Source organism: Massilia sp. DJPM01, assembly GCF_030348125.1.
Classification (GTDB): Bacteria; Pseudomonadota; Gammaproteobacteria; order Burkholderiales; family Burkholderiaceae_D; genus Telluria_A; species Telluria_A frigida.
Window position 1 is genome coordinate 15742 of sequence record NZ_JAQOZV010000003.1, and the last position, 11792, is coordinate 27533.

The following is an 11792-nucleotide window of genomic DNA, read 5'->3' on the forward strand; positions in this document are numbered from 1 at the left end:
GTTTTCATTCCGGCAGGCCGTAACCGGCCTGCTTCAACACAACTATCGCTTCGTCGAGACTGACCGCGTCAGCCAACACGTCATCGAGCACTTGCCCGACCAGCAACTCGTCAAAGGGTTTTGCCAGATTCGGGATCCAATAGCGGTCCGGGGCAAAGGGATAGGTCGGCAGCGCCATGCGCCGTGGGCGATGTTGATAGAGTCGATCCCAGTCGACAAACTGACCGTCGACCCAGTTCCGCAGCAGTTGCTGTGCACTGGCATGTGGCGGCGCCGGCAGCCGGTCCGCAGCGCCGACTCGCTTGACCGAACCGCGCAACAGGCGCTCGCCCAAGGCCCGGCTCTCAAGGAAGGACAACAATAAATCGGCCAGCTCGTCGAGCGATCCGGCTGACAGGGCCAGCCGCTCCTGCATCGCTTCACGCCCGACCTGCAGCGTATAGGCGATGCGCTCCATCAGACCGGCTTGCGGCACGGCGCTTTTCGCCAGCATGTACAGATTCCTGGCGGCCCTGCGCAAACGGTCTTCGCTGCGCGCCGACAGCACGATCAGATACGGTCCCGCGTTCAGCGGCGCGGCGGCAGGTTGGGCGAGGTACTCTTCCAGCACGACGTGCGCATTGGCGCCACCAAAACCGAAACTGCTGACACCGGCACGACGCGGCAGCGGCTGCCCTCTCTCGTCTTGCGCCTGCGGCCATGCGGAACGCTCGCGCACGATATGGAAAGGACTGCCAGCCAGATCGATGTAGGGATTGATGACGTCGCAATGCAGGCTCGCTGGCAGCAAACCATGCTGCATCGACAGCAAGACCTTGACGACGCCGGCGATCCCCGCGGCGGCTTCGAGATGGCCGATATTCGATTTGACCGAACCAAGACCGCAATGCCCCTCGGGTAGCGGTTTGCCGCCATGCTCTTTTTGCAGATTGGCAAAGGCAAGTTTGAGGCCGCTGATCTCGACCGGGTCGCCCAGGCTGGTGCCGGTGCCGTGCGTTTCGATATAGCCGATACTGGCCGGATCAATGCCGCGCATCGCCGTTTCAAGCAGTTCGGCCTGCGCCCTGGGATTGGGCGCGGTCAGCGAGTTGGCGCGTCCGCCATGGTTCTCCGCACTGCCCAGGATGACCCCGAGAATCGTATCGCCATCGCGTTCGGCCTGATGCAGCGGCTTGAGCACCAGCGCCGCCACGCCTTCGCCGCGCACATAGCCGTTGGCGCGCTCGGAAAAGGTTTTACATTGTCCGTCCGGACTCAACATGCCAGCCATGTGGGCGCCGACAAAGGTGTCGACGCTCAGGGCCACGTTGACGCCGCCGGCGATCACCATGTCGCACTGTCCGCTGCGGATGCTCTCCACCGCCCGGTGCAATGCCACCAGCGAGCTTGAGCAGGCCGTATCGATCGCCTGGCTTGGACCATGCACGTCGAGGAAAAAGGAGACCCGGTTGGCCAGCATGGAGTGGGCGGTTCCGGTCGCCGTATAAGTATCGACCGCAACCCCATGTGCCGTCAGCAGGGTCGCATAATCGGTGGCGGACACGCCGACATAGACCCCGGTATTGGCAGGCAGGCCGCTGGCGCGGTAAGCTGCATTCTCCAGCGCACTCCAGACTGCCTCCAGGAACAGGCGATGTTGCGGGTCCATCAATTCGGCTTCCGCCGGCGAGATATTGAAAAAGCCGGCGTCGAAGCGATCGATGCTGTGCAAAATGCCCGCCTTCTTGGGGAAGTCGGCGGCACGCACTGTTTCCTGATAGGCAGCTCCGTAGCGATCCATGGGCAAGGATTCGATCGCATTCCGGCCCTCGTGCAGATTGGTCCAGAATGCATCGAGATTTTCCGCGCCCGGAAATTTCCCGGCCGCGCCGATGATGGCAATCGGCATATCCTGGCTGGCCGTTGCCGGCGCTACAGGCTGGCGACGCGCCAGGGTCGGTGGCGCCAGTACCGCAGGGCGCGTGATCCGGGCGTGGGTTTGATGGTCCCGGCGCCAGCGGTCCTGCAGCTTGAGCCGATGGGTGCTCAGCAGATGCGTGGCCAGCTGATCGACGTTTTCCATTTCAAAGAACAAGGCCGGCGTCAGGACCACGCCAAAGGCCGCGCTGATGTTGGCGGCCAGCTCAGTCATCGAAATCGAATCGAAGCCCAGGCTGTAAAACGGCGTCCTGGTGTCGATATCGATGGCCTCGAATTTGAGGATCGCCGCCATTCTCGCGCGAATCCCCGCCACCAGGTCGGTCATGATGTTCGTATTTTCAGCTGCCGCATCGGCAACCGCCGTCTGTGCTTCGGCGGGCGGCTGGTCAGCCTGCGGTGCAATGCTGCCAAAGCGCAATCCGGATAAGGTCCCCAGGGTTGCACCGTCGGCATCGAGCAGGTCGACGACACCGCTCAGACCATGGAACAGCAGATGGGCAACCTCGCCTGTATCGAGGGTAAGCTGGTCCATCGCCAACGGCGCGTACCAGGCCCAATCGGCCAATCCATCCTGTTTTGCCAGGAATTGCGTTACCTGCAGGAGCGCTCCCAGCACCATCGGCGCCAGGCTCACATTGGCAGGAAAATGATGCTGCTTCAAGGATGGCTCCTGCACCGTGACCAGGCATGCGCCGCTGGCCAGCATGCGCACCTGCTGCACACTTTCCAGATACGGTGCGTAATCGAGGCCGCCTTCTTTCAATTCATCATAAAACCCGGTGGCGCTGACCGAGCGGCGTACCGGCACTGCCGATACATCGAGCGGCGCCGCAGCGCTGCGCGCAGCGCTGTCTCCCTGCAGCTGGAAGCGGGCCAGCAACTGCGCTACCCCATCCTGCCCAAGCCAGACAATGTGGCCCTCGAAGCGGTTCTCGCCATCGGCGGCGATGGCGCTCTGGAGATGTTTGACCAGACCCCAGTCAATATCGCCATGGCAAACGAGATTGCGCAAGGTCACGCTGCCCTGGACGCCGGACACCCGGGCCAGCGCCAGCGCGGTGTCGAGCACAAAGGTTGGCAAGATCTGTTGCCGGGCTCCGCGATGGAAGGCATAGTCCAGCACATCGTCGATGCGAAAATCGCTGACATAGCGTACCGATGCCAGATCCGACGCGTTACGGCCCATGAAGGGATGCAGCTTGCGCTGCGTCGACAAGGGATTGTCCAATGTCGGCGCTTCCGCATCGAGCTCATACCAGCAACGGATTTTTTCGAACGGGTAATTCGGGAGGGAGATCTTGTACGGCAACTGGCCATTCCACAAGCGATCCCAGTCAATGCTTGCTCCCTGCGCCCAGCAGTGCGCAATCCGCGCCAGATCGCCCGCAGCGACGCCATGCGCGACCTCGGCGTCGTCGAAGCTGTCGTCGCTGGCGAGGATGTTTTCCACAAAGCTGACTGCCGGCGTCGCCTCTCCTTGCACAAATGCTGCCATCGCCTGCACTAGCTGCGCGCTGGTGGAAATCACCGTGGCAAAACGGCATGGCAAGGCATTGCGGCCGACCTGCAGGGTGTACGACAAGGAGGCAAGGTCGGTATCCGGGTGTTGTTCCAGATGGCTGCGCATGCGCTCCAGATAGAGGTGCAGCATGGCCTTGCTCATCGCCGAGAACAGCACCAACCTTGGCTGTGGCAGCGCACCCGATAGCGCCGATGGTTGCGCGTATTCTTCGACGATGATGTGCGAGTTCATGCCGCCCGCGCCGATGGAGGTGACCCCGGCACGGCGCGGATAGACGCGCTCGACGCCATCTTCGATGAGGGTCGGGCGTTGCCAGTCGCTCAGCTCGCGCTGCACGTAGAACGGCGATTCAGCAAACGGAATGTCCGGATTGAGTTCCGCCGAGTGCAATGAAGGAACAATCTGCTTGTGCTTGAGCTGCAACAGGACCTTGGTGAATCCAGCCACGCCGGCTGCCGCCAGCAGATGCGCGATATTCGATTTGACCGATCCTATCGGACAGAATTGCCTGGTATCGGTGTATGCGCGGTAAGCCTGGGTGAGCGCCTTGATTTCAATCGGGTCGCCCAGTTTGGTTCCGGAGCCATGTCCCTCCAGATAGCTGACCGTACGGGGATCGATGGCGGCATCGCGCAATGCCTTTTGCACCACCTTCGCCTGCATGGTGGGGCTGGGCACGGTAAAGCCGTTGCGCACGCCGGCATTATTGATGGCAGTGCCTTTGATGATGCCGTAGATGTGATCTTTGTCCTTGATGGCCTCGACCAGCGGCTTCAGCAGTACCGCACCAACACCTTCGCCCAGGATCGTGCCGTCGGCGCCAAGGCCGTAGCTGCGGATCAGCTCCGAGGTCTTGGTCGTAAAATGCTCCTGCGAGCTGGAAATGAAATTATAGGGATGCAGCAGCAAATTGGCGCCGCCGGCCAGGACCATCTTGCATTGCTTGCCCCGTAGCATATGGACCGCCTGGTCGATGCACGTCGACGCCGCCGAGCACATGGTATCCATGAAAATCGACGGGCCGCTGAAGCCGTAAAAATACGACAGCATGTTCGGCAAGGTCCCGGTATAACTGCCATTGGCGCGCGCGCCGCGGGTCAGCATGTTCTGGAAGCCGAGCAAGCCGTAGTGATTGCTCATGGTGCCGACCAGCACACCGACATCGCCGTCGTACTGCTTGTGCATCTGTTCGCGGGAATAGCCGGCGTCTTCGAAGGCCTCGACACCGACTTGCAGGAACAAGCGCACTTCCGGCGACATCAGTTCGGCGTCGCGTTGGGACATGTTGAAATAGCGCGGATCGAACTTGTCGATATCACTCAGGAAGCTGCCATTCTTGATCGTGCTCTTGCCCAGGATATCGCGTTCATCGTGATAGATCCCGGCATGCCGCCAACGCTCGGAAGGGATTTTCTCGAAACAATGGCGGCCATTCTTGAGCACCTCCCAGAATTGCTCCATCGTGTCGGCGTGCGGGTAACGTCCAGCCAGGCCGATGACGGCGATATCGTGATAATCCGATTCCGCCGGCGCCGGCGGCAGCGCCGCAAGCGCCGTAAAACGGTTTGCCACCGGCACCGCCGCAGCGACCGGTGCCGGGTCCATCGACAATGGTTTTTCCGCCATGCCCATTGTCGCCGGACCGGTTTTCGCCGGGGTGCTCAAGGTCGCCGTCAAGGCAAGCAAGTGCTCTTCCAGAAGATACGTGGCGATTCCTTGCAAATCGACATATTCAAAGAACAGTGTCTTGGGCAGGGATCCGATCCGCTCTTCCAGTTGCAAGGTCATGTCGACCGCCATGATGGAATCAAAGCCGTACTGCTCGAATTTTTCGCTACTTCGGATTTTCGCCGGATCAAGCTTGAGCACCTTGCCGAGCGTCTCTTTCAGCAAGGTCAGCGTCTGCGCCTCGATACTGGCCCCGGCAGGCGCCGCTACCGCCGCAGGCGGCTGGTCCGGCTTGCGGGTTTCCTGAGCCGCCATGAAATGGCGTAAGGCATCAGCCTGTCCATAGGAAACGGCAACCTGGCCGCCCTGGCCGGAGGCGAGGATGGCCGCCATGGCGCCAAGGCCTTGCGCGGTCGGCAACGGTTGCATGCCGGTGCGCCGGCGCATCGCGTCGACATTGGCCTCATCCATCTGCATGCCGCCCGCAGCCCACAGCGGCCAGTTGACCGCGATGGTCTGGCCGCGCCGCAGGCCAGCCTGCACCTGCGCCTGGCGGTGACTTGCATACGCATCCAAAAAGGCATTCGCAACGCCATAGTCGGACTGGCCGGCACCGCCATTGATCGCGGCAACCGATGAAAACAGCAATAAAAAGTCGAGATCAATGTCGCGGGTGGCTTGATCGATGTTCACCACGCCATGCACTTTGGGCCCGAAAACGGCGGCGACTTGTTGCTCCGTCTTGTTGGCGATAAAGGCATCCTGGAGCACGCCGGCGCAATGCACGATACCGTTTAGCGCGCCATATTTCTCAATGATGGCCGCCACCACTTGCTGCACGTCGGCAGCAATGCCAATATCGGCTTCCATGTAGTCGACCGTCACCCCGCGCGCGCGCAAGGCGGCATCGCGGCCGCGTGCCGGCGAGCGGCCGCTCAGCACCAGTGTGACATCACGGGTGTTCGCCAGAAAATCGCCGACAAGGGCGCCTAATCCACCGAGCCCGCCAGTGATCCAGTAGACACCACCTTCCTTGAAGCCCCAGCCAGCAGCTGGCGGCAAGACAATCTCGCGCGCAAGACGCACCTGGCGCAAGCCATCCTGGCCGATACGGATCTCGGCGAACTGGTCGGCCGCGCCGATTTCGGCACGGATCAGATCGGCCAGCTGGTCGGCTGGCAAGCTTTCCAAGCCGGCCACAGTAATCAGTTTGCCTTGCACGCGCGAGCTTTCCTGGCTGGCGGTCTTGAGCAGCGACGCCAACGGCGCCAACAGCCGCCCGCCTTCGGACTCCGGGACGACAATGCAAACCTGTACCTTGCTACGCTCGGCCATCAATTTCTGGACACGGCGCAACACTGTCAGCAAGGCACTTTCCAGGCCTTCTGCCGCCTGCGCAAGAGGCGGCAAAATCAAGGCCTCGACATGCGCGCCCAGCCGCTCGCTCAATTCCTGCAGCAACGCTGGTTGATCGGCTGGCAAGGCCAGGAAGACGCTGAGCGCAGGCGCGCCGGCCACGGCAGGCGCAGCCGGCACCAGAGGCCGCTCATGCCATTCGCTGCGGCTGTACAGCACATCCATGCCGACGGGCAGCGCTGGCGCAACAGCATTGGCGGGAGCCTCAAGCAAGCGCAACGACAAGCCGCTCATGCGCACGCACACCTCGGCGCGTTCGTTGCAGATGTCAATATCGAATTTCGGCATCGACGTCTCTTTCGCAGACGCATCGCTATACCGTATCCACGCCCACATATGCGGCGTGCATGGGGCAATAATACGCAGTTCCTCCAGCGCGAATGGCAGCGCCGGACGCTCTCCACCGAGCAAGGCAACCGTGCCTTGAATCGCCGAATCGAGCATGGCAGGATGCAAGAAATACTGATCAGCCTGCGCCGCAAGCACCTCCGGCAAGCGTAGTTGCGCCAGCACCTGACGCTCTCCGGCATGCACCGATGCCAGTCCTTGCAAGCTGGGGCCATGCGCCATGCCGGCCGCAGCGAGGCGGGCGTAGCAATCGGGTACGGAATGCATGTGCGCGCAGGCGGCTTTCAATTGCGCCAGATCGAGTACCGGATGTTGCGCGTTTTCCTCGACCAGCGCCCGGCCCTGGCTATGCACCACCGGCTGTCCATCGACCATGCTGGAGACGGTATACGCGATGTCCCCTCCTGCCTGGGGCAGCAGGCCAAGCTGCACCGTGACCGGCTGGTCGCCAATCGCCAGCGGCCGCGTCCAGACCACATTTTTCAGCAAGATGTTCTGGCCGCCATCGAGTGCCAGGGCGAGCGCGGCCCTGACCATTTCAAGGTAGGCCACACCCGGCATGACCTTGTTGTGTGCAACCACATGGTCGGCCAGGAAAAATTCACGACCGCTGAATTCGGCACTGTAGATCTGTTGCTTGAGGGTGGAGATATTCTTGTGCAGCAAGGGATGCAGCACATCGATTTGCGCCGCCTGGGCCTGGCTATCGGCACGCACCTTGCTATCAGCAAACCAATGACGCACTTTGGCAAAGGGATAGGTCGGCAGGCGCAGTTTTTGCGGTTTTCCTTCGGCATACAAGATCTGCCAGTCGAGTTCGCCTCCTTGCGCCCACAATTCCGCCAGCTTGTCGAGCTGGCCGTTGGCTGCCCATTGCTGGAGCAGCGCGCGATAACCGTCGTCGGCTGCCAGCAGATCGACCAGTTTGCCGCCTTGATCCTGCTGGCCGCGCCAGCATTGGGCGATGTTCTTTTTCCCGGCAAGCCAGGCTTCCAGCTTTGCCGTCAGATCGGCGCCGTCGCTGACGGCAAAGACCGTCCTTTCCGCCATGGCTTCACGACCAGTTTGCAGCGTATACGCCAACGCTCCCAGATCCACGCTCTTGTGCGATGTCACATAGTCCAGGAGAGCGCTGACCGATTCGCGCAAGCGTTCAGCGTCGCGCGCCGACACGGGCACCAGGTAGACCGGCCCGAGCGCCACATTGGGCCCCGCTTGCGCCACGAATTCTTCCAGGATGACGTGCGCATTACTGCCGCCGAAGCCGAAAGAGCTGACGCCGGCGCGCAGCGGAAGCGCTCCACGGTGCCATGGCGTCGTTTCGGAAACCACAAAAAATGGGCTGTCTTCCAGTTTGATGAGTGGATTCAAACGTTGAAAATTGACATTTCCCGGCAAGGTCTGGTGCTGCATCGCGGCAACCACCTTGATCATGCCTGCGACGCCGGCCGCGCCTTCCAGGTGGCCGATATTGGTCTTGACTGAACCAAGGCCGCAGCTGGCCGCCTGCGCCGTGGTGCCCAAGCGCTCGTGCAGGTCGCGAAATGCTGTCTTCAATCCCATGACTTCAACCGGATCGCCGAGCGGCGTGCCAGGTCCATGCGCCTCGATATAGCTGACACTGTCGGGTGCGATACCGGCCTTCCTGTAAATCTGGCTGATCAGACGCGCCTGCGCCTTCGGATTGGTGACGGTGAGCGAATTGGTGCGCCCGCCGTGATTGGTGCCGATGCCTTTGATAACCGCATGTATCAGATCGCCATCGGCCTGCGCCTGCCGTAGCGGCTTCAACAGCAGCACGGCGCCACCTTCGCCGCGCACGTAGCCGTCGGCGCTACTGTCGAAGGCCTTGCACAATCCATCTTTCGACAACATGCCGTTTTTACTGAAGGCGATGAAGTGGTTGACCGACCAGCACAGATTCACGCCGCCGGCCAGCGCGGTATCGCATTCGCCGTTTTGTAGCGCGCGCACCGCCTGATACACCGAGACCAGCGAACTGGCGCACGCCGTATCGTTGATGATGCTGGGTCCGGCAAAGTCGAAATAGTGTGAAATCCGGTTGGCGATGATCGAATACGCGGTGCCGGTGGGGAAATACGCATCGACTTTCTGTCCGGTTTTTTCAAACAGCTCGGCGTAGTCCCAGTGACAGACCCCCATATACACACCGGTGTTGGAGCCAGCCAGCTGGCTCGGGCGATAGCCTGCATCCTCGATGGCTTTCCAGGACAATTCCATGGCAAAGCGTTGCTGGGGATCCATGTTTTGCGCTTCGCGCGGAGAAATCTTGAAAAATTCGGCGTCAAAACAGTCGGCATGGTCGACAAAACCACCCCAGATGCTATTGGTCTTGTCGTCGGCCTTGCGCGGGTCGCCGTAGTAGGCCTGTTTATCCCAGCGCTGGGCCGGCACTTCGGTGATCGACGATTTCTGTGCCATCAGGTTGGTCCAGAATTCATCGAGCGTATCCGCCTGCGGCAGCCGCAACGATAGGCCGATGATGGCGACATCATCGGGCGTGTCGACTGCTTCCGGCTTGCCGGGCTTGCGCTTGAAATTATTCAGGAAATTCAGCATCAATGGACTCCACTTCGTTGATCTACGGCCCGCACCAGGACTTTTTCAATACGCGCGACATCGATATCCGGAAGCCCTTCTCGTCTGACAAACTGGCGATCGAGCATCGCGCTCGACAATAGATAGATGAAGGCCTGGTTTTCACGCGTGCTGATGCTGGCCGGATCGCTGCTGAAGATCTTTTTGGTCAGGGCCTTGGCGAACCCGATGTCGAGATACGGCATTTTTTTCAACTCCGACTCGGACAGCAGCAGTTCCAGATAATCGGGCCGATGCTGCGCGAATGCCGCGCTATCCGGAGCCCGATAAGGATGCTTATGCTTGCTGATGATGCTAGCCGGGATGCGGTTTTCGAAGGCTTTCTTGATCAGATATTTTTCATTGCTGCCGTCGTCGAATTTCAGGTTGACCGAGGCGGCCAGGTTCACCACATCCGGGTCGAGAAACGGGCAGCGGTTCTCAACCCCATGGGCCAGGCTCATGCGCTCGCCCTGGGTCGACAGCAAATAGCCCGACAGCAGGGTCTTGAATTCAAGCCACTGTGCTTTCTCGATGCCATTCAGGCTGGAGAACTGCGCGTCCTCCCCGGTCAGTTGCAGCAATGCCGCGAATGGATCGGCTTTTTGATTCAACAGGCGGTTGGCAAAACGGCCGTTCTGGAAGCGGATTTCATGCGAAAACAGGCCGGGCATCTGCTCTTGCGTGAATTGCTGGAACAAGCCCAGCAATTTGGCCGCGTGTCCCTCGTCGAAATGCCGCAGATAGGGATACATCCTGGAAATCTGACGCTTGCGCTCGTCATTGTCGTAATTGCCCCAGGACTGGCGCAACAGGGTCTCCTTGAACAGGTCGTAGCCCAGGAATGCCTCGTCCGCACCCTCGCCGCTCAAGACCACCTTGATCCCCTTGTCGCGTACCGACTTCGACAGCAGGTACATGGGCACGAAGGCCGTGCGAAATGCCGGCATCTCGGCGTGATACAGCGCCTGCGGAAACGTCTCGGCGATGTCGGCATGGGTCATCGTGATGGCGCTGTGGCTGGTGCCGAGGAAGCGGCTTACCTCTTGCTGATCATCCGACTCGTCAAAGTATTTATCCTCGAAGCCAACCGAAAAGGTATGTACTTGCTGGTTCGACATCTCCGTGGCCAGCTGGGCAATGACCGCGGAATCCAGGCCGCCACTCAGGTAGACCCCCACTTCGACGTCGCTGCGCAAACGCAGGCGTACACTGTCGCTCAGTGAATTCCTGACCTGCTCGATCGCCTCGGCTTCACTGTCGATGGCATACGTCGGCTTGAAGCCAAGCTGCTCATATTGGCCCTGTACCACCTGTCCATTCGCCACCCGCAGAAAGCAACCCATGGGCAACTGCTCGATATCCTTAAATCCACTCTGGTGCGGCAGCGGCGTCCATTGGGCAAAGATCGAGGCCAGCTGTTGCGGATCGGCGGCAAAGGCAAAGTCCTTCAGTCCCATGAAGGCCTTCATCTCGGAGGCGAACAGGAAGTCGCCATCTTTGCGCGCATAAAACAGCGGGCGTTTGCCATAGCGGTCACGCGCCAGGAACAGGCTTTTTTCCCAGGTATCGTAGATGGCAAAGCCAAACGCGCCGTTCAGGCGCGGCAAGCAGGCTTCCCCCCATTCGATCCAGGCTTGCAAGAGCACTTCCGTATCTGAATTGGTGCGGAATCGGCGGCCAAGGCCTTGCAATTGCGAGCGTAGTTCCTTGTAGTTATACAGTTCGCCGTTGTAACAGATCCAGTAGCGCTCAGCGCTATCGCTGAGCGGCTGGGTGCCCGAAGCCACATCGATGATGCTGAGCCGGACGGTTCCCATCGCCAGCCGGTCATCAATGAAATATCCCGCTTCGTCCGGGCCGCGATGCTGGATCAGTGCCAGCATTTTTTTGATGGTGTCCGGGCTGGGAGCAGCATCTGGACGTGAGGTGTACAACCCGGCAATTCCACACATTTGTAAAATTTCCTTCGATTATGAGAACGCAAACGAGCACAGCGCTCCCGCCATGCGGGAGGCCGTATGTAATAAAACCGTGTCTTGCTGGAACCTGATTCTCAGGCGGCGGCGTTGGCTTCCATTTTTTCGCGCACCGAATCGACCAGGCTGTCGAGGGAGACCAGGATCTGCGTCAGGAATTCGTCGTCGCTGTACTTGAACGCGAATTCGCTTTCCAGAAAATGCATCAATTGCACGTAACCGAAGGAATCGATCACGCCGGCCTTGAACAGGTCGGTTGTGGAGGTAATGTCGTCGCCAAATTCAAACAGAAAGGTCTGTTCAATAAACAGCCTGATTTTCTCTTCCATGATTTCCTCTAT

3 protein-coding genes are annotated in these 11792 nt (G+C 60.2%); all 3 read right to left on the minus strand.

Features of this window, described 5'->3' with window-relative positions; translation table 11 throughout:
* Positions 1-4 precede the first annotated feature (4 nt).
* Positions 5-9454 (minus strand): SDR family NAD(P)-dependent oxidoreductase, encoded by a 9450-nt coding sequence (locus PO883_RS02720; protein WP_289308394.1) that lies wholly within the window; start codon positions 9452-9454, stop codon positions 5-7.
* Complete coding sequence (gene asnB, locus PO883_RS02725) at positions 9454-11427, minus strand: asparagine synthase (glutamine-hydrolyzing) (RefSeq protein ID WP_289308395.1); 1974 nt, start codon at positions 11425-11427, stop codon at positions 9454-9456. Before asnB ends, PO883_RS02720 begins: the two co-directional genes overlap by 1 nt.
* Positions 11428-11528: 101 nt before the next feature.
* Positions 11529-11780, minus strand: a complete 252-nt coding sequence (locus PO883_RS02730) for a hypothetical protein (protein WP_289308396.1) — start codon at positions 11778-11780, stop codon at positions 11529-11531.
* Positions 11781-11792 lie beyond the last annotated feature (12 nt).